Origin of the sequence: Actinomadura nitritigenes, from assembly GCF_017573545.1 — a bacterium.
Taxonomy (GTDB): domain Bacteria; phylum Actinomycetota; class Actinomycetes; order Streptosporangiales; family Streptosporangiaceae; genus Spirillospora; species Spirillospora nitritigenes.
This window is the reverse complement of sequence record NZ_JAGEOK010000007.1, coordinates 179,158-198,268: the sequence shown is the minus strand read 5'-3', so window position 1 is coordinate 198,268 and position 19,111 is coordinate 179,158. Positions and strand designations below refer to the sequence as shown.

The window sequence follows — 19,111 nt, the reverse complement described above, 5'->3', positions numbered from 1 at the left end:
GAGCGCGGAACGGGCTTCAGCCGCGGACGACGGCGGGGGCGTCGCCGAGGGCGATCTCGGTGAGGTTGCGCAGCGGGATCGAGTCCGGCGAGAGGTAGTCGCTGTGGCCGCCGGAGCCCGCGGCGAACACCCGGGCGCCGAAGCCGCGGGAGACCGGGTCGGGCCCGAGCCCGAGGCCGAGGATGCGGACGTGCGGGACGTCCTCCATCCAGTCTGTCGCGCCGCGTCCGGCCCAGACGCGGGCGGTGCGGGTCAGGCCGGCGGCGGACCACGCGGTCGTGCCGGGGCTGCCGTACAGCGCGATGTCGGTGACCTGCCGCCACGCGTCGGCCCTGCCGTGGCCGTGGTGGTTGAGGGCCGCGCGGCCGCACACGACCGAGCCGTAGCTGTGGCAGAGCAGCGCGACGCGGGCGGAGGGGTTCGCCCGGCGCATCCCGGCGAGGAAGTCCAGCAGCTCGCCCGCGCCCTCGTCGGCGCGCTGGTCCGTCAGGACGTCTCCGCTGAAGGTCCTGGGGGCGGCGTAGCCGAGCCACGCCACGACGGCCAGGCCCGGATCGGCGGTGAGCGAGCGCGCCCGGGAGTAGACGGCCCGCGCCCCGCCGCCGGGCGTGGACCACGGCTTGCCGCCCCGCCGGTCGAAGGCGGTCAGCGTCGTGTCGGCGCCCGGGACGAGAACCGCGATCCGCCGCGCGTGCGCGAGGTCGCCGACGACCTCGATGGCCTGCCCGCGCCCGCGCGGGTCGAAGTAGAGGAACCGGCGGTCCGGTGCCAGGAACGCGGCGAGCGCGCGCGCCCGCGTCCCGTCACCGACGTTGCGCGCCGTCCGCAGCGCCTGCTCGATCGACCGGCGCTCGGTCGCGTACCGGACGTCCAGGGTCGACGGCGCCATCGACGGGACGGGGGCGGGGGGCGCGTACGGGTCGGCGTGGCCGGTCCCGGCGGTGGTGAGCATGAGGGCCGAGATGGAAACGACGCAGGCCAGCGCCCGTCGCAGCCGTCGGGCGCGCCTCGGGGTCGTCTTGCGTGGCGGCGGCATCTTCGGCCTTTCTACCATCCGGGGCCGGTGGGGGATTCCGGCCGGGCACCCCCCATGGGGAGGCGCGTGGTGAGACGCGCGGGCCCGCCGCCGGGTTCGCGCGGCCGCCGTCCGGGCGTGGCGAGGGCCGCTCGAAGCGGTGCGCGAGCGCGTGGAGAACCGCCAGCGCGAGCGCGAACACCGGCAGCCAGAGCAGCCGCTCCGCCGGCCAGGACGGCCGGTCGGGCGCGGTGTGCAGTCCGGCCAGGCTACCCACGGCGAGGAGCGCCCCGACCGTGGTGATCATCAGGGCGGTCTGGTGCCAGAGGAAGACGGTCATCGCCGAGCGGTTGGCCGCCGCGACGCACGCGCCCGCCCGGGGACGGCGCGTCCAGGCGGTGAGCGGGCCGTGCAGCAGCAGCGCGAGGCCGGTCTGGGCGAGGCCGAAGGCGACCGCGGCGAGCGTCGGCGGGCTCAGGTTGGACACCGGTTCGCCCGGCACGCCGACCATGCTCGCCGGATAGCCCGCGAAGACCACCAGCAGCGCCGTCGCGGCGGCGCCGCCCGCCAGCAGGACGATCCCGGTGCGGCGGGAGCGCAGTGCGCCGTGCGCCCATCCGGCGCCGAGGTAGAACGGCAGGAGCCAGCCCGTCAGCACGGTCGCCCAGCCGGTCCATCCGGGCGCGCCGAGGCCGAACCGGCCGAGGTCGATCGCCGCGGTCGCGGCGACGAGCAGGACCGCGCCCCACGGCCCGAGCCGCCGCCAGGCCGCGACGACCAGCGGGGCCAGCGCGGTCAGCACCGCGTAGACGCCGAGGAACCACAGCGGGCTGAGGACCAGCCCGATCAGGGTGGCCAGCGAGCCGCCCGGGAATCCGGCCGCCCGCAGCCCGGCGGCGACGGGGACCCAGGCCGCCGCGAGCACGGGCAGTGGGCGCGCAAGCCGCGCCAGGCGCCGCCGCAGCCGGACGTCCCACGGCTCGCCGGGCCGCAGCCCTTTCGCCGCCGCGGAGCCGCCGACCAGGAAGAACACCGCGAGCGTCTGCAACGCCCAGGTCAGCGGCGCCAGCCCCGGCATCGCCTCCAGCGGGCTGGCGACGTGCAGGTCGCGGCCGTCGCCGGACGCGACGAGGGCCGTCACCAGCCAGTGGCCGAGCACGACGCCGAGGATCGCGAAGGCGCGCAGCGCGTCCACCCCGCCGTCGCGCCCGTCGCCGTGCGCGGCCGGGCGGGCCGTCACCGGGTCACCTCCGCGTCCCGGCCGAGCGCGATGAGCGCGAGGTTGCGGAGCGCGACGGTCCCGGGCTTGAGGTACGCGCTGTGCGGGCCCGTCCCGGCGTCGAAGCGCCGCGCGCCGAACCCGGGCGAGACGGGGTCCGCGCCGAAGCCGACGCCGACGAAGCTGACCTTCGGCACGTACCGCATCCAGTCGCCGGTGGCGCGGCCCGCCCAGACCCGCGCGGACGTGCCGAGGTCGGACGCCCGGTGCGCGGCGACGCCGGGGCTGCCGAACAGGGCGATGTCGTCCACCGGCGCGGCGCCCAGGTGGCGGGCGGCCTTCCCGCACACCACGGACCCGTAGCTGTGGCACAGCAGCGCGATCCGGGCGCGCCCGTTGACGCGGTGGACGCCGGTGAGGAACCGGCCGAGCGCGCGGGCGCCCGCCGCGGCGCGGCCGCCGGTCAGCACCTCGGGGCTGAGCGTGCGCGGCGGCCGGTAGCCGAGCCAGGCGACCACGGCGATCCGCTCGGCGGGCGCGCCGGCGCGCACCTGCCGGTACAGGGCGCGGCTGCCGCCGCCGACGAACTTCGGCGAGTCGAAGTTGGCGAGCGTCGTGTCGGCGCCCGGCACCACGACGGCGATCCGGTCGGCGGCGGCGAGGTCGCCGATGACCTCGACGGCCTGGCCGCGGCCGCGCGCGTCGAACGACAGGAACCGGCGGCCCGGCGCGAGGAACGCCGACAGGGCCCGCGCCCGGTCGTGGTCGCGGACGCGCCGCGCCGTCGCCCATGCGCGGGCGATCTCCGCGCCCGCCGCCTGGTAGCGGACGTCCAGCGTCGCGGGTGCCAGGGCCGGGAGCCGCGCCGGACCCGCGTACGCCTCGGTGCGTCCGGCGGCAGCGGTGGTCGAGGCCGTCACCGTCAGCACGGCGGCCGCCGCGACCGCCCTGGTGCGCCGGCCGGGGGCCGGGTGCCCGCTGCTCATCCGACGTCCTCCCTGGTCAGTGGTGAAGCACTGACCAGGACGTTAGGAACCGGACGCCGCCGCGCGGATCACCCGGTGGTGCCGTCCTTCGGCTGCGACCCCGGTATGAGGGGCGATACCTCGGCGGGCGGCCCGCCGGGCGCGCCGCCGTACCGCCGCGGGACGTCAGTCGCCGGGCCGGACCAGCCCGACCTCGTAGGCGTACACGATCGCCTGCGGCCGGTCGCGGAGCCCGAGCTTCATCAGGATGCGCCCGAAGTGCGTCTTGACGGTCTGCTCGGCGACGACCAGCTTCCCGGCGATCTCGCCGTTGGACAGGCCGCGCGCCACCAGCGCGAGCACCTCGGTCTCCCGCTCGGTCAGCTCCGCCAGCCGCTTGCGGGACGGTGCGCGCGGCCCGCCCAGCCGGGAGAACTCGGCGATCAGCCGCCGGGTGATCGACGGGGACAGGAGCGCGTCGCCCGCCGCGACGATCCGGACGGCGTCGGCGAGCTCGGCGGCCGACGCGTCCTTCAGCAGGAATCCGCTGGCTCCGGCGCGCAGCGCCTCGTAGACGTAGTCGTCCAGGTCGAAGGTGGTCAGCATCAGCACCTTCGGCGCCTCGCCGCCCCCGCCGTCCCCGCCGCGGCCGTCGAGGAGCCGCCGGGTCGCCTCCAGGCCGTCCATGACGGGCATCCGCACGTCCATCAGGACGACGTCGGGCCGCAGCTCGGCGACGCGACGCAGCCCCTCCTCGCCGTTCACCGCCTCCCCGACGACCTCGATGTCGGGCTGGGCGTTCAGCAGCACCCCGAACCCGGTGCGGACCATGCCCTGGTCGTCGACGATCACCACGCGGACGGTCACGTCCCGGCCCGCGCCTTCACCGGAAGGGTGGCGTTCACGGCGAATCCTCCGTCCGCGGTGGGCTGGGCAGACACCTCGCCGCCCAGCATGGCCGCCCGTTCGCGCATCCCCATCAGCCCGTGGCCGGTGCCCTCCGTGGCCGGGAGGTGGGCCGGGGCCGGCCGGCCGGGGCCGGAACCCGTGGGGACGTGGCCGTCGCCGGGCGGGCCGTTGGCGACGCCGAGCCGCAGTATGCCGTCCTCCCGGAGCGCCGCGACCGCCACCCTCGATCCGGGCGAGTGCCGCATCGCGTTGCTCAGCGCCTCCTGCAGGATCCGGTACGCGGTGAGCCCGACGCCCGGCGGCAGCCCGGCCAGGTCGCCGGCGAGCCGCGTCGAGACGGTCAGCCCGGCGCCGCGGGCGTGCGCGACCAGCTCGTCCAGCCGTTCCAGGCTCGGCTGCGGCGCGGTCTCGGCGCCGTCCTCGGAGCGCAGCACGCCGAGGATGCGGCGCATCTCGGTGAGCGCGTCGAGCGCGGTCGCGCGGATCTCCGACAGGTCGCGGCGGGTCTCGTCGGGGACGGCGTCGACCTTGTACGGCGCGGCCTCCGCCTGGATCGCGATCATCGACATGTGGTGCGCCACCACGTCGTGCAGCTCCCGCGCGATCCGCTGCCGCTCGGTCAGCACCGCCTCCGCGGCCTGGTGGCGCTTCTCCTGCTCGATCAGCTCGCGGCGCTGCTCGGCCAGCTGCATCCGCGAGGTGGCGCGCAGCCGGACGGCGTACCCGACGACCAGGGCGAGCAGCAGCACGACGGTCGCGCCGCCCGCGGTCGAGGCGTCCTTGACCCACACTCCGGCCAGCGACAGCAGGCCCACGCCGATGGTGATGTCCCGCGAGCACCGCACCGCGACCGTGTACAGGCACGCGATCGCGGCGAACGTCCCCGCCGGGAGGTACGGGACGGTCAGCCACTGGCCGGCCGGTATGACGGCCATCGCCGCGAAGACGAGCCGCCACGCCCCGAGCGGATGCCGGTCGCGCAGCGCCAGCGGCAGCGTCACCGCGATCGACGCGACCAGCCGCACGAGCGCGTCGACGTGCACGCCGGGCCGATCCGGCTGCGGCGTCGCGAGCAGCGAGTTCGTCCCGGCGGCCAGCGCGATGGCCAGGCCGACGCCGACGACGTTGACGACGAGCCCGTACGGCAGCCGCCCGATCCCGACGAGCCGCGTCCAGCGCAGCGGGGCGGGCCACGGCCGGTCCGGCGGGACAGGGTCGGCCTGGCCGGTGAAGGCCGCGGCGAGGACGCCGCTCAGCAGGGTGTTCGGCGCCGAGGGCACGCCGTCGTCGTTCTGCGCGGCCATGAGCCAAGGCTAGAGACACCGCACCCGGATCCGTATGCCACCACGGTGCCACGTGCGCGTCATACCTGGGTACCGTGCAGGGCGTGGAGCCCGTCGAAGCGCTGCGGCGCATCGCGTTCCTGCTGGAGCGCGCGCATGAGCCGACCTACCGCGTCCGGGCCTTCCGCAAGGCCGCCGATCTGGTCGGGGCGACGGCCCCGGACGCGCTGCGGGACCGGGCGCGCGACGGCACGCTGACCGATCTGCCCGGCATCGGGAAGGTCACCGCCCTGGTGATCGAGGAGGCGCTGCGCGGCGAGACCCCCGTCTACCTGCGCCGGCTGGAGGCCACGGAGGGCGAGCCGCTCGACGAGGCGACCGCCGCGCTGCGCTCGGCCCTGCGCGGCGACCTGCACACCCACAGCGACTGGTCGGACGGCGGTTCGCCGATCCGGGAGATGGCCGAGACGGCCCGTTCGCTGGGCCACGAGTACCTCGCCCTGACCGACCACTCGCCGCGCCTGACCGTCGCGAACGGCCTGTCCGCCGACCGCCTCCGCCGGCAGCTGGACGTCGTCGCCGAGCTGAACGAGGAGCTCGCGCCGTTCCGGATCCTCACCGGCATCGAGGTCGACATCCTCGACGACGGCGCCCTCGACCAGGATCCGGACCTCCTCGACCGGCTGGACGTCGTCGTCGCGAGCGTCCACTCCAAGCTCCGCATGGACCGGGTCGCCATGACGAAGCGGATGGTCGCGGCGGTCGCGGACCCGCGCGTGAACGTGCTCGGGCACTGCACCGGACGGATCGTGAAGGCGGGCGGGAAGCGCGGCGGGCTGCGCCCCGAGTCGGAGTTCGACGCGGCGCTGGTCTTCGACGCCTGCGCCGCCTACGACGTCGCCGTGGAGATCAACTCGCGTCCGGAGCGGCTCGATCCGCCGAAGCGGCTGCTCCGCCTCGCCGTCGAGGCCGGGTGCCGCTTCTCGATCGACTCCGACGCGCACGCGCCGGGCCAGCTCGACTGGCAGCACTTCGGCTGCGAGCGCGCCGCCCGCTGCGCCGTCCCCGCCGACCGGGTCGTCAACACCCTGCCCGCCGGCGCCCTCCTCGCCTGGTCCCGCGGCGCCTGATCCGAGGGCGGGCGCGCCGGTCCCGGGCGCGAGCGAACCTGGCCTCGCCGGTCGGACGGGTGCACGGGAGGCACTATAACTTTGATCATGAAGTTTCCGTACTCCTGCGCACTGGTGCTGGCCGCGTGCGCTCTGGCGGCCGGGTGTGGCGGCGGGTCGTCGTCCTCGGCGAAGGAGAAGCCGGCGGCCGAGGAGGCGCCGAGCGGCCACCCGGTCTCGGCGCCCGACCCCGCGACCACGGCGTCCCCGGTCATCAGGCCCTCGCCGCGCGACGGCGCCCCGCTGATCGAGGAGCTGAAGTACGACCTGCGCGAGCGGACCGTGAAGATGGCGGGGGCGCCGGGCCGCACGAGCGCCGCGTGCGACCGGCCGTCGGTCGCGGCGGCCAAGGGCTCGAAGGTCACCTGCACGGTCACCTACGAGGGCGTCAAGGTGACCTGGCCCGTGACGATCCAGGGACCGTCCATGGGCGGCCTGACGCTCTCCTACCAGGCCGAGCCCAGCGTCGGCATCGTGACGGCGAAGGGCGCCGCCGCCGACTTCTGGGCCAACAACCACGACTCGGGCACCGACCTCCGCTGCGACGACATGCCCGCGGTCAAGCAGGTGCCGCTCGGGCAGAAGACCGGCTACCGGTGCAGCTACCTGACCAAGTCCTCGATCGACGGCAAGCCGCTGCGGGTCCCGATGGACCTGATCGTGCGCTCCACCGGCCCGTACTTCCGCGCCTGACGGAGCCCGGCCCTACGAGCCCGGCCTACGAGGCGGACTCCAGGGAGCACGTGTTGACGAGGTCCCCGGTCGCCGGGCGAGGCAGGGTCGCGCTCTTGGGCGGGGACTGGTGCTTCGCCGTCCAGGCCTCCAGGGCCGTGAACGCGCTGCGCATGCACGGCAGCAGCGGCCGGAGCCTGTCGGGGTAGGTGTCGTAGAGGCCGTCGACGTGGTTGGCGGCCTCTACGCGGTAGTACCGATAGAGCGCCGAGCCGCGCGCGCGGACCATCCTGGCGTAGACGTCCGAGTCGGTGCCGATCGGCAGGAGCGAGTCGTAGGTGCCCTGCAGGGTGATGAGGGGCTTGCGGACGCGCCCGGTGAGGGCGACGCGGGCCACCGCCTTGTGGACGGAGCGGGGCCGCGCGGCGTAGTTGTAGTCGGCCTCCTCGCCCGTGTAGCCCGGGTCGAACTCCTTGCGGTAGATGGTCTGGGTGAGGCCCCAGTACACCTGGTCGTGGAACGGCCACAGGAACTCCGAGCCCGGCGCCAGACCGGCGTCGAGGAGCGCCTTGTGGGCGGACGGGTCGCCGGTGGCCGCGTACGACGGGTACGCGCGCAGGATCGACGGCAGGTACGTGAACAGGTTCGGGCCGTCCGCGCGCCACAGGGTGCCTTCGGCGTCGATGCCGCCGTCGTACAGCTCGGGGTGGTTCTCCAGCTGCCAGCGGACGAGGTAGCCGCCGTTGGAGATGCCCGCGGCGTACGTGCGGCGCGGTGAACTCCCGTAGTGGCGGGCCACGACCTTCTTGGCGGCGCGGGTGAGCTGGGTCAGCCGGTCGTTCCATTCGACCACCGCGTCGCCGGGGCGCTTCCCGTCCTGGTAGAACCCGGTGCCGCTGTTGCCCTTGTCGGTGGCGGCGTAGGCGTAGCCCTTCGCGAGTGCCCAGTCGGAGATGGTGAAGTCGTTGGCGTACTGGCGGCGGTTGCCGGGCGAGCCGGCGACGACGAGGCCGCCCGTCCAGTGCTCCGGGAGCCGGATGACGAACTGGGAGTCGTGGTTCCAGCCGTTGTTCGTGTTGAACGTCGAGGTGTCCGGGAAGTAGCCGTCGATCTGGACGCCCGGAACGTGCGCGGGGTTCTTCGTCGCGGTGGACTGCAGGCCCGCCCAGTCGGCGGGGACGGTGTGCCCCGACGCGACCGTCCCCGCGGTGGTGAGGTCGTCGAGGCAGGCCGCGACCTGCTTCTCCGCGCCCGGGACCGGCACGCCCGGCGCGCACGCAGGGTCCTGGGCGGGGCCCTGGGCCTGCGCCGGGACGGCGGCGGTGAGGGCGGCGGCGGTGAGGGCGGTGCCGGTGAGAGCGGTGGCGGTCAGGAGGCTGCGGACTTTCGGCATCCCGGCTCCTTCGACGGGTCCCCGGTGCGGGGACGGGTGCCGTCATGGTGGTGAGCGCCCGCGAGCGCGGCCACGTGCGCGGCCCACATATCCGGGCGCGGCGGCATGTGCCGGCGGCGGTGACCTGCACGTGATGTGGCTCACGCCCGTATCGGACGGCCGGAATGTGGGTGCACCTCACATGGTCCGGTCTCCGGGCGGGATTTAGCGTTCCCGGTCACGGCGACCCGGTGTGGTCCGGGTCACCCTGAGGAACGAGGAGGGCGCATGGCCGGTCCCGATCCGGGGGCCCCGGTTCTGGCGGCGCGCGGCCTGGTCAGGGAGTTCCGCGGCTTCCGGGCCGTGGACGGCGTCGACCTGGACGTCGCCGAGGGCTCGGTGCACGCGCTGGTCGGGCCGAACGGCGCGGGCAAGACGACGCTGTTCAACCTGCTCACCGGCTTCCTGAAGCCGACGGCGGGCAGCGTGCGGCTCGGCCCGCACGAGCTGGCCGGCCGCCGCCCCGAGCACGTCGCGCGGCTCGGCCTGGCCCGGTCGTTCCAGATCACCAGCCTGTTCGCCGAGCTCACCCCGCTCCAGCACGTCGAGCTGGCGCTGGCCGGCCGGACCGGGCTCGGCTGGCGGTTCTGGCGGTCCGACAAGGCGCTCGGGCGCTTCTCCCGCCGCGCCGCGGAGCTGCTCGAGCAGGTCGGCCTGGACGGGCACGGCGCGACGCCCGCGGGCGCCCTCGCCTACGGCCGCAAACGCGCGCTGGAGTTGGCGCTCGCGCTCGCGCTGGAGCCGAAGGTGCTGCTGCTCGACGAGCCGACCGCCGGGATGGGCGTGGAGGACGTCGACCGCACCGTACGGCTCATCCAGCGGGTGCGCGAGGCCGGCGACGGGACGCTGACCGTCGTGATGGTGGAGCACAACATGAGCGTCGTCTCCAGCCTCGCCGACCGCGTCACCGTGCTCCAGCAGGGCCGGGTGCTCGTCGAGGGCCCGTACGCCGAGATCCGCCACGACCCTCGCGTGGTCACCGCCTACCTCGGAGACTCCGATGCTGCGCATTGACGGACTGTCGGCCTGGTACGGCGAGGCGCAGGCGCTGCGCGACGTGTCGCTGCACGTCGACGAGGGCGAGATCGTCACGCTGGTCGGCCGCAACGGCGCGGGCAAGACGACCCTCCTGCGCTGCCTCATGGGCCTCCACAAGGACGCCAAGGGGACGATCGAGTTCCTCGGCGAGGACATCACCGCCCTCGGCCCGCACAAGAGGGCCCGCCGCGGGCTCGGCTACGTCCCGGACGACCGCGGTGTCTTCGCGACGCTCTCCGTGGAGGAGAACCTCACCCTCCCGCCCGTCGCGCGATCGGACGAGGCCCACGAGCCGTGGCCGCTGGAGCGGGTGTACGAGACGTTCCCGCGGCTGCGGGAGCGGCGCCGGTTCCCCGGGACGAAGCTGTCGGGCGGCGAGCAGCAGATGCTCGCGCTGGCCCGGGTGCTGCGGACCGGCGCCCGGCTGCTGCTGTGCGACGAGCCCACCGAGGGCCTGTCGCCGCTGATCGTCCAGCAGATCGGCGCCATCCTGCGCGAGGTCAAGGCCGCCGGCGTCACCGTCCTGCTCATCGAGCAGAACGTGCACTTCGCCGCGACCGTGGCCGACCGCCACCACCTGCTCGCGGAGGGCCGCGTCGTGGAGTCGCTGGACAACGACGAGGTCCTCGCCCGCGAGGGCGAACTTCTCGAATACCTCGGAATCTAGCCGGTGCGCCGGAGCCCCGGCGCCACCTCGAAATCTCAGAACCACCTCGGAACACAGCAGGGAGAACCCCGATGACACTTGTGCGACGTTCGGCGGCGCTCGCCACCGCCGGAGCGCTGCTGGCCGGCTGCGCGGGCGGACCCGGCGGGGGCGGGGGGAAGATCAGCGACGGCAAGGTCGTCCTCGCCGTCCTCACCGACGAGTCCGGCGTCTACGCCGACCTGTCGGGCAAGAACGCCGTCGAGGCGGTGAAGATGGCGGTCGCCGACTACAAGGCGAAGTACGGCGACAAGGCCGTCGCGAAGAAGATCGAGGTGGTGGACGCCGACCACCAGAACAAGCCCGACATCGCGAACTCCAAGGCCCAGGAGCTGTACGACCGGCAGAAGGCCGACCTGATCGTGGACGTGCCGACCTCGTCGGCCGCGCTCGCCGTCGCGACCGTCGCCAAGAACAAGAAGAAGCTGTTCATCGACGTCGGCGCCGCGTCCACCGCGCTGGAAGGCCAGCAGTGCAACAAGTACACCTTCCACTACGGCTACAACAGCTACATGCTGGCCCACGGGACCGGTAGCGAGGTCACCAAGGACGGCTCGAAGAACTGGTACATCGTCTACCCGGACTACGCGTTCGGGCAGGACATGCAGAAGACGTTCACCGCGGCGGTGAAGGAGTCCGGCGGCACCGTCGTCAAGTCCGACCCGACGCCGTTCCCGAACGACAACTTCTCGACGTTCCTGCTGAAGGCGCCCGGGATGAAGCCGAAGCCGCAGGTGCTCGGCGCCATGCAGGCGGGCGGCGACCTCGTCAACCTCGTGAAGCAGTACAACGAGTACAAGCTGCGGGACAAGGGCGTCGGGCTCGCGACGGGCCTGATGTTCATCACCGACATCCACTCGCTCGGCCCGGACGCGCTGGCCGGGACGCGCTTCACCGACTTCTGGTACTGGAACGCCAACCAGGGCAACCGCGCCTGGGCGGACAAGTTCCAGGCCAAGACGGGCAAGCGCCCGACGGCCGTGCACGCCGCCGACTACTCCGCGGCGCTGCAGTACCTGGAGGCCGTGCAGCGCGGCGGCACCGACAAGTCCGACGGCGTGGTGAAGCAGCTGGAGGGCCACCAGGTCAACGACGTGTTCACCGCCACCGGGACCATCCGGGCGCAGGACCACCTGCTCGTCCACGACGCCTACATCGCGCAGGTGAAGCCGGGTTCCGAGGTCAAGGAGCCGTGGGACTACGAGAAGATCCTCAAGACGATCCCGGCGGCGCAGGCGTTCCAGCAGCCCGACGCCGCCTGCAAGCTGTAGGGCGGGCCCGGCGTGCTGCAACAGGCGTTCAACGGGCTGGTGGGCGGGGCGTTCTACGCCCTGCTCGCCCTCGGCCTGGCCGTCATCTTCGGGATGCTCGGCGTGGTCAACTTCGCGCACGGCGCGTTCTACATGCTGGGCGCGTTCGGCTCCTACGTCCTGCTCGACTCGTGGGGCGTGAACTTCTGGGTCGCGCTGCCGCTCGTCCCGGTCGTGCTGGGCGCGGCCGGGACGGTGCTGGAGCGGCTGTTCATCCGCCGCCTGGCGCCGCTCGACCCGCTCTACAACTTCCTGTTCACCTTCGGTCTCGCGCTGATCCTGCAGGACCTCGTCAAGCGGGAGTACGGGGTGCAGTCGCAGCCGTACCCGCGCCCCTCCGCGCTGGGCGGGTCCGTGAACCTCGGCCTGTTCACCTACCCGGCCTACCAGGTGTTCGTGCTGGCGGTGTCGGTCGTGGTGTGCGGGGCGGTGTGGGTCGTGCTGACCCGGACCCGCGTCGGCATGATCGTCCGGGCGGCGACCGAGCGGCCCGAGCTGACCCGCGCGCTCGGCATCGACGTGGCCCGCTGGGTGACGCCGGTGTTCGGGTTCGGCGTCGCGCTCGCCGGGTTCGCCGGCGTGCTCGCCGCGCCGATGCGCGCGGTGAACCCGCTGATGGGCTCCGACCTGATCATCACGGTGTTCGCCGTGGTGGTGATCGGCGGGCTCGGCTCGGTGTTCGGGTCGGTCGCCGCCGGGTTCGCGGTCGGGATCGTCTCGGCGCTCGGCAACTACTACGTGCCGTCCCTGTCGCAGACGCTGGTGTTCATCCTGATGGCGGCCGTGCTGCTGTGGCGCCCGGCGGGACTGTTCGGCCGCGAGGAGGCGCTCTAGATGGTTCTGTCGAGGCTCGCCGGACGGCCCGTCCTGCTGATCATCGGGCTGGCCGCGGCGCTCGTGCTGCCGTGGTTCGTGTACCCGCCGGTCGCGATGGACATCGCCTGCTGGGCGCTGTTCGCCGCCGCCGTGGACCTGCTGCTCGGGTTCACCGGGCTGCTGTCGTTCGGGCACGCCGCGTTCTGGGGGTCCGCCGCCTACGTGACGGGCCTGATCGCGGTGCACTCCGGGCTGCCGTTCCCCGTCGCCGTCCTCGGCGGCGCGGCGTTCTCCGCGGTGCTCGCCGTCCCGATCGGGTTCCTGTCCATCCGGCTGCGCGGCATCTACTTCGCGATGGTCACCCTCGCCTTCGCGCAGATGGTGTACTTCGTCGCGAACCAGTGGCGGGACGTGACGGGCGGGGAGAACGGCCTGCAGGGCATCCCGAGGGACTTCTTCGGCGTCGACCTGTCCGACCCGTTCTTCTTCTACTACGCGGGACTGCCGTTCGTCCTGGTCGGCATGTTCGTCGCGTGGCGGATCGTCCGGTCGCCGTTCGGCCGCGTGCTGGTGTCCATCCGCGACAACCCGGCGCGTGCGCGCGCGCTGGGCTACAGCATCGACCGCTACAAGCTGCTGGTGTTCGTCCTGTCGGCGGCACTGTCCGGGCTGGGCGGCGGCCTGTTCGCCATCGGCCACGGCTTCGCGTCCCTGGACGGCGTCTACTGGACGACGTCCGGGCAGGCCGTGATGATGGTCGTCCTCGGCGGCATCGGCACCCTGTGGGGAGGCGCGATCGGCGCCGCGCTGATCGTGGAGCTGAACGACTACCTCGCCACGGCCGGCTTCCAGGAGACCGGGATCATCACCGGCGCGATCTTCATCGTGGTGGTCCTGGTGTTCCGGCGCGGTGTCTGGGGCACCGCCCAGACCCTCCTCGCCAGGCGCACCGCCCGCCGCCGACCGGCCGACCAGGCCCAGTCCAAGGTGTCCGCCCCCGTCTGAGCCCGCCTCAACGACGGCGCGCGGCGTGTACCCCGAGGGAGGCGCGCCGCGCGGCCGGGCGGGGGCGCCGGGGACGGCGTCCGGCCCGCCCGGACAGCACGGCCGGTATCACCGCAGCCAGCACCACGGCCGCGGCGACGGCGGGTGCGGCGCGCAGCCGCCCGGCGTTCACCAGGGCGCCTCCGAGGGCGGAGCCCGCGGTGATGCCGATGTTGAACGCCGCGATGTTGAGGGTGGCGGCGAGGGTGCTCGCCGGACCCGCGATGGCCACCACCCGGCTCTGGAGCGTGGGCACCAGCGCGAATCCGGCGACGCCCCAGCAGACCAGCAGGACGACCATGAGGGGCCTGCTGCCGCCGCCGGCCCCGACGAGGGCGAGGACGGCGGCCAGCGCCACCAGCGCGACCGGGAGGGCGCCGGTCGGGTGGCGGTCGCCGGCCCTCCCGCCCAGCAGGCCGCCGGCGGCCGAGGCCACTCCGAAGAGCAGCAGCAGGGCGGTGACCGTGCCCGCGCCGAACCCGCTCACCCGCTGTAGATAGGGGGAGATGAAGGTGTACGGCACGAAGATCGCCCCCCAGCCGAGCACCGTGGTGGCCAGGGCGAGCGCGAGCGCACCCGGCGCCGAACGCGGCGCCCCGGCGCCCGTGCCGGCCGCCGGGGCCGGACGCTCCCGGGGCAGCAGGCGGTACAGCGCGAGCCCGGCGGCGGCCGAGAGGACCGCGACCGCCGCGAACGGCGCCCGCCAGGACAGCTGCTGTCCGAGCAGGGTCCCGCCGGGGACGCCGATCACGGTGGCCACGCTGAGCCCGGTGAACATCAGTGCGATCGCCCGCCCGCGCCTGGCCGCGGGGACCGCGGCCCCCGCGACGACCGTGCCGGTGCCGAAGAACGCGCCGTGCGCGGACGCCGTGACCAGCCGGGCGACCAGCAGCACGGTGAAGTCGGGCGCCGCGGCCATCACCAGGTGCCCGGCGCAGAACAGCGTCATCAGGCCGATCAGCGTGGTGCGCGGCGGCAGCCGCCGGGCCGCCAGGGCGAGCAGCGGCCCGCCGATCGCGACCCCGGCGGCGTAGCCGGTCACCAGGTAGCCCGCGGTGGGCACGGAGACGGAGAGTTCGCCGGCCAGCGTCGGCAGCATTCCGACGACGACGAACTCGGTGGTGGCGATGGCGAACGCCGCCAGGGCGAGGGCGTACAGGACGAGTGGCATCAGCGGTCGACGCCCATCTGCGCGAGCAGGGTCTGGTTGTCCTCGATGTGCCAGTCCCGGACGATCCTGTCGGCGCCCACCTGCTGGATGTCGATGGCGTTGAAGTCGACCTTCTGGCCCTCGCCCCGCACGCCGTCGAAGGTGCCGGTGAAGTGGCCGCGGAAGACCAGCCGGGCGGTGATCTTGTCGCCGGTGACCAGGACGTCGGCGAGCTCGCAGGTCAGGTCGGGGACGGCGGCGCGGAACCCCTTCGAGGCGAACACCGGCCCCGCGGGGCCCTGCGGGCGCCCGGCGGGCAGGGTCTCGTCCCTGAACTCCGGGTCGACCGCGGCGTCGAGGTACTCCTGCCGGCCGGTGTTCCAGAAGGTGTACAGCCGCTGGGCCAGGTGGACCTCGAGCCGGGCGCGCTCTTCGCCGATCGAGCGGTCGACGGTGAGCGCCCCGGGCTTCACCAGGTCCGGCGACGGGTCGACGAGCCGCCACGGCCAGCCGTGCGGCTCTGCGGGCCGGTGCTGCTCACCGTGGCCATGGCCGCGGGGCTCGCCCCGTTCGGAGGCGGCGGCGATCCCGCCGGCGAGGGAGGCCCCCACGGCGAACGCGGCGACGAGCGCGGCGGCAGAGGCGGCATTGCGGAAACGCATGGTGGTTCTCCTTGGATCGTCGGGTGTCAGGCGAGACGGCCGCCGCCGTCGACGTGCAGCACGGTCCCGGTGACGTAGGGGTTGTCGATGGCGTAGAGGACCGCCTTGATCAGGTCGTCCGGGCTGCCCACCCGGCGGGCCGGGTTGCGCTCGGCGACGCCCCGCAGGAACGCGTCCTTGCCCGGGCCGAGGCCGTCCCAGGAGCCGGTGTCGACGATGCCGGGCGAGACCGCGTTGACCCGCACGGGGGCGATCTCCACCGCGAGCGCCTGGACCAGGAAGGCCAGCGCGCCGTTGGTCGTCGCCATCACGGTCCGCGCCGGGGCGGGACGCCAGGCGGCCACGCCGGAGAAGAAGGTGAACGAGCCGCCCTCGGCGACCTGACCGGCCAGGTGCTTGGCGAGCAGCAGCGGTCCGATCACCTTCGCCGCGAACGCCCGCTGCACGTCGGCGAGGTCGAGTTCCGCGAGCGGCCCGTTGGCGGGCATCGCGGCGGTGGAGACCAGGTGGTCGAAGCGGCCCGCGCCGGCCGCGAGCGCGGCGACCGACCGTTCGTCGGCGAGGTCGACCGGGATCACCTCGGCCGGGCCGGGCAGCTCCCTGGCGGCCCTGTCCAGCTTGCGGACGTCGGGTCCGGCCAGGACCAGTTCGGCGGCGGAGGCGGCGCCCGCGAGCAGGCGGCCGGTATGCGAGCCGGCGCCCACGACGACGAGCCGCCGGCCGCCGAGAGCCGGGCTGTGAAGGATGGACATGGGGAGAGCTCCTCTGTGGTCGGGGTCGGCCGGGAGGCACCGTCCTGCGCCTCTCCGCCCGCTCCCCAACTCTCGCCTGACCAGCACCGATTAGTCCAAGGCTTGTTTTCTACCGCAGCGATAGAATCTGTTCATGGCAACGCTGCGGCAGCTCGAATACCTCGTCACCGTGGTCGACACCGGCTCGTTCACCCGGGCCGCGGAACAGCTGCACGTCACGCAGCCCGCGCTGTCCCACCAGGTCAGGGCCCTGGAGACCGCCCTGGGCGGCCCGCTGCTCGAACGTCTCCCGCGTGCCGTCCGGCTCACCCCCCTGGGCCGCGCGGTGCTGCCGCACGCCCGCGCCGCGCTCGCCGAGGCCGCCCGGCTGGACGCCGTGGCCCGCCGCTCCGCGGGGCTGGACGAGGGCGAGCTGGAGGTCGCCGTGGTCTACTCCGTCAGCCTCGGCGTCCTCCCGCCGGTCCTGCGCACCTGGCGCCGGGGGCACCCTCGGGTCCGGATCCGGCTCCGCGAGTACCCGCACACCGACGACCTGCAGGCCGCGATGGCCGCAGGCCGGGCGGACCTCGCCGTCGGCCCCGCACCGACCGGCTGGGAGGGGCCCGTCCGCGAACTGGGCGTCGAGGAGTTCGCCATCGTGCTGCCCGCCGATGACCCCCTCGCCGCGAGCCCGGACGGCACCCTCGCCCTTGGCGAGCTCGCCGACCGCGCGTGGGTGCACTACTCCCCGGGGAACGGCCTGGCCGACCTGGTCGACCGCGCCTGGGCGGAGGCGGGTCTCCGGCCGCGGATCGCGGTCCGCGCCGAGCAGACCTCCGCCGCGCTCCTGCTGGCCGCCGGCCTCGGCCCCGCCCTGGTGCCCGCGAACATCATCCCGCCCGACTTCGACGGTGCCGCGCTCCGCCCGGACCCTCCGATCCAGCGCACGCTGACCGCCTATACCCGCACCCGGCCCGACCGTCTGACCACGGCCTTCACCGATCTCCTGGCCCGCCAGGCCCAGGTGGTCCCGCCGCACTTCCCGGCGGGCCGTCCTCCTGCGGGCCCTACGGCGGCGCCCTGACCGGGTCCGGGCGGGGCGTCAGCGGGAGAGGCGGTGGAGGCGGAGGGCCAGCTGGAGTTCCAGGGCGCGTTCGGGGGACTGCCAGTCGTCGCCGAGGAGGCGGGAGATGCGCTCCAGGCGCTGGCTGACGGTGTTGACGTGGATGTGCAGGCGCTCCGCCGTCCGGGACAGGCTGCCGCCGGTGCCGAAGTAGGCGTCGAGCGTCTGCACGAGCGCCGTGCCGCGCCGCTCGTCGTAGCCGAGGACGGGCCCGAGCGTGCCGCCGAGGAAGCCGGGGACGTCCCGTCCGTCGCCGATGAGCAGGCCGACGAAGCCCAGCTCGGACGCGCCGGCGCCGTCGCCGTGGCGGCCGAGGGCGAGCAGCGCGTCCGCGCAGCGCCGCGCCTCCAGGTGCGCCTCCGCGATCTCGGACGGCCCGCGCACCGGGCCCGCCGCGCCGACGGTCGCGGGGCGGCCGAGGGAGGCGCCGAGCTCCTTGGCGACGCGGCGGGCCAGGTCGCCCGCGCGCTCGCCGGGCAGCAGCAGGACGATCTCGTCGCCGCGCGCGGCGGCCAGGCCGTGCTCGACCGCCGCGAACGACGACGCCCAGAACGCGGCGCGCTGCCGGTGGTCGTGCGACTCGCACCGGGCGCACAGCAGCACGTGCGGCGCGTTCAGGTCGACGTTCACCCGCCGGGCCCGGACGACCAGGGTCTCCGCGTCCGTGTGCCGGTCCGACAGGAGGTCGTCGAGCAGCTCGCCCCGGACGCGGCCCTCCGCCTCGGTGACGCTCCGCTGGAACAGCACCAGCAGCGCGGTCACGAGCGCGGCCCGCTCCAGGATGCGCTGGTCGGCGCCGGACACCTCGTCGGCGGTGCGCAGCACCAGCGTGCCGAGCATCTCGTCGCCGGTCGTCACCGAGGCGATCCACAGGTCCCCGCGCCGCACGGTGCGCCCCTGCGCGCGCGCCGAGTGCGCCGACGCCATCACGCCGGACAGCTCCTCGTCGCTCAGGGCCGCCGACTCGCTCCCGGTCGTGGCCAGGTGCCGGCCGTCCGCGTCCAGGACGTGCAGGGTCCCGCCCAGCAGCTCGGTGACGACGGCCCCGACGTCCTCGACGCCGCCGCCGCGGACGACCACCGCCGTCATCCGGTCGTGCGCGCGCGCCGCCTGCTCGACGGCCTCGCTGCGCGCCTTGATGACGTCGTTGGCGGCGCTCAGCTCCTCCAGCGCCGTCTGCGTCTCCTCCAGGAGGCGGGCGTTGTCGATCGCGACGGCCGCGTGCGCCGCCAGCGACCCCAGCAGCGCGACCTCCTCCTGGTCGAACGGGCGCTCGCTGCGGTTCGCCGCCGTCAGCACCCCGATCACGCGGCTGCCCAGCCGCATCGGCACGCCGAGGATCGCGACGATGCCCTCCTCGGCCACCGCCGAGTCGATGAACCCGCGGTGCCGGAACTGCTCGTCGCCGAGGTAGTGCGCGCTCGTGTACGGCATCGCCGTCTGCGCGACGAGGCCCACCAGCCCGGTCCCCATCGGCAGCCGCAGCCGCCGGAACGCCGCCGACACCGACCCGTCGGTGACCCGCATGTAGGTCTCGCCGTGCTCGTCGTCGTTCAGCGTCAGGTAGGCGATGTCGGCGTTCAGCAGCCGCCGGGCGCGCCGCGTGATCGCCTCCAGCACCGCGTCGAGGTCGCGGAGCCCGGCGAGGTCGCCGGCGGTGTCGAACAGCGCCGCCAGCTCCGCCTCCCGCCGGGCGTGCCGCCGCATGATCGACCGGACCCGCAGCGCGGCGAGCTTCGCCGCCTCCAGCTCCGCCAGCACGGTCGCCGAGGCGCCCTGCGCCCGCGCCTGCACGAGCGGCCCCTCGAACTCGACGGGGGACGCCTCGCGCGCGAGGAGTTCGAGGAAGACACCGCAGGTCATACGG

General features: G+C 74.4%; 18 protein-coding genes. 8 read left to right on the top strand and 10 right to left on the bottom strand.

The window, feature by feature from the left end; translation table 11 throughout:
* Positions 1 to 16: 16 nt before the first annotated feature.
* The 5 genes from J4557_RS12620 to J4557_RS12600 form a co-directional block, all read right to left on the bottom strand.
* A complete protein-coding gene (locus J4557_RS12620; RefSeq protein ID WP_208266679.1) occupies positions 17 to 889 on the bottom strand; it encodes an alpha/beta hydrolase in 873 nt (290 codons plus the stop codon).
* Positions 804 to 2,255, bottom strand: a complete 1,452-nt coding sequence (locus J4557_RS12615; protein WP_307799713.1) for an acyltransferase family protein — start codon at positions 2,253 to 2,255, stop codon at positions 804 to 806. The genes J4557_RS12620 and J4557_RS12615 overlap by 86 nt, the downstream gene beginning before the upstream one ends.
* On the bottom strand, positions 2,252 to 3,220 hold the full coding sequence (locus tag J4557_RS12610) for an alpha/beta hydrolase (protein ID WP_208266678.1): 969 nt from the start codon (positions 3,218 to 3,220) through the stop codon (positions 2,252 to 2,254). The genes J4557_RS12615 and J4557_RS12610 overlap by 4 nt, the downstream gene beginning before the upstream one ends.
* Positions 3,221 to 3,385: 165 nt before the next feature.
* Positions 3,386 to 4,066, bottom strand: coding sequence for a response regulator (locus J4557_RS12605; RefSeq protein WP_208266677.1), 681 nt, complete (start codon positions 4,064 to 4,066; stop codon positions 3,386 to 3,388).
* Positions 4,063 to 5,412: a sensor histidine kinase gene (locus J4557_RS12600; protein WP_208266676.1), complete on the bottom strand. Its 1,350-nt coding sequence runs from the start codon at positions 5,410 to 5,412 to the stop codon at positions 4,063 to 4,065. Before J4557_RS12600 ends, J4557_RS12605 begins: the two co-directional genes overlap by 4 nt.
* Positions 5,413 to 5,495: 83 nt before the next feature.
* Between J4557_RS12600 and J4557_RS12595 the strand changes: the two genes are divergently transcribed.
* Positions 5,496 to 6,521, top strand: coding sequence for a PHP domain-containing protein (locus J4557_RS12595; RefSeq protein ID WP_208266675.1), 1,026 nt, complete (start codon positions 5,496 to 5,498; stop codon positions 6,519 to 6,521).
* 87 nt (positions 6,522 to 6,608) lie between these two features.
* A complete protein-coding gene (locus J4557_RS12590; RefSeq protein ID WP_208266674.1) occupies positions 6,609 to 7,253 on the top strand; it encodes a hypothetical protein in 645 nt (214 codons plus the stop codon).
* A 25-nt stretch (positions 7,254 to 7,278) separates the two neighbouring features.
* Here the strand turns inward: J4557_RS12590 and J4557_RS12585 are convergent, their stop codons facing one another.
* On the bottom strand, positions 7,279 to 8,625 hold the full coding sequence (locus tag J4557_RS12585; protein ID WP_208266673.1) for a tannase/feruloyl esterase family alpha/beta hydrolase: 1,347 nt from the start codon (positions 8,623 to 8,625) through the stop codon (positions 7,279 to 7,281).
* Between the two features lie 267 nt (positions 8,626 to 8,892).
* Here J4557_RS12585 and J4557_RS12580 point away from each other — a divergent pair, with 267 nt between their 5' ends.
* The 5 genes from J4557_RS12580 (at position 8,893) to J4557_RS12560 (ending at position 13,539) form a co-directional block, all read left to right on the top strand.
* A complete protein-coding gene (locus J4557_RS12580) occupies positions 8,893 to 9,678 on the top strand; it encodes an ABC transporter ATP-binding protein (RefSeq protein WP_208266672.1) in 786 nt (261 codons plus the stop codon).
* Positions 9,665 to 10,369 carry an ABC transporter ATP-binding protein gene (locus J4557_RS12575; RefSeq protein WP_208266671.1) on the top strand — a complete coding sequence of 235 codons (705 nt, stop codon included), beginning with the start codon at positions 9,665 to 9,667 and terminating at the stop codon, positions 10,367 to 10,369. Before J4557_RS12580 ends, J4557_RS12575 begins: the two co-directional genes overlap by 14 nt.
* A 71-nt stretch (positions 10,370 to 10,440) precedes the next feature.
* Entirely contained in the window at positions 10,441 to 11,679 is a 1,239-nt protein-coding gene (locus tag J4557_RS12570; protein ID WP_208266670.1) for an ABC transporter substrate-binding protein, read from the top strand.
* Positions 11,680 to 11,691: 12 nt separating this feature from the next.
* Positions 11,692 to 12,552, top strand: a complete 861-nt coding sequence (locus J4557_RS12565) for a branched-chain amino acid ABC transporter permease (protein WP_208266669.1) — start codon at positions 11,692 to 11,694, stop codon at positions 12,550 to 12,552.
* On the top strand, positions 12,553 to 13,539 hold the full coding sequence (locus tag J4557_RS12560) for a branched-chain amino acid ABC transporter permease (RefSeq protein ID WP_208266668.1): 987 nt from the start codon (positions 12,553 to 12,555) through the stop codon (positions 13,537 to 13,539).
* Between the two features lie 7 nt (positions 13,540 to 13,546).
* On the opposite strand, the gene J4557_RS12555 is transcribed toward J4557_RS12560, so the two are convergent.
* The 3 genes from J4557_RS12555 to J4557_RS12545 are packed head-to-tail and all read right to left on the bottom strand — an operon-like array spanning position 13,547 to position 16,142.
* Positions 13,547 to 14,749: an MFS transporter gene (locus J4557_RS12555; RefSeq protein WP_208266667.1), complete on the bottom strand. Its 1,203-nt coding sequence runs from the start codon at positions 14,747 to 14,749 to the stop codon at positions 13,547 to 13,549.
* Positions 14,749 to 15,390, bottom strand: coding sequence for an ester cyclase (locus J4557_RS12550; RefSeq protein WP_208266666.1), 642 nt, complete (start codon positions 15,388 to 15,390; stop codon positions 14,749 to 14,751). Before J4557_RS12550 ends, J4557_RS12555 begins: the two co-directional genes overlap by 1 nt.
* Before the next feature lie 26 nt (positions 15,391 to 15,416).
* Complete coding sequence (locus tag J4557_RS12545; protein ID WP_208266665.1) at positions 15,417 to 16,142, bottom strand: SDR family oxidoreductase; 726 nt, start codon at positions 16,140 to 16,142, stop codon at positions 15,417 to 15,419.
* 133 nt (positions 16,143 to 16,275) lie between these two features.
* Between J4557_RS12545 and J4557_RS12540 the strand changes: the two genes are divergently transcribed.
* Positions 16,276 to 17,205 carry a LysR family transcriptional regulator gene (locus J4557_RS12540; RefSeq protein WP_208266664.1) on the top strand — a complete coding sequence of 310 codons (930 nt, stop codon included), beginning with the start codon at positions 16,276 to 16,278 and terminating at the stop codon, positions 17,203 to 17,205.
* 18 nt (positions 17,206 to 17,223) lie between these two features.
* Here the strand turns inward: J4557_RS12540 and J4557_RS12535 are convergent, their stop codons facing one another.
* On the bottom strand, positions 17,224 to 19,107 hold the full coding sequence (locus J4557_RS12535) for a helix-turn-helix domain-containing protein (RefSeq protein WP_243775645.1): 1,884 nt from the start codon (positions 19,105 to 19,107) through the stop codon (positions 17,224 to 17,226).
* Positions 19,108 to 19,111 lie beyond the last annotated feature (4 nt).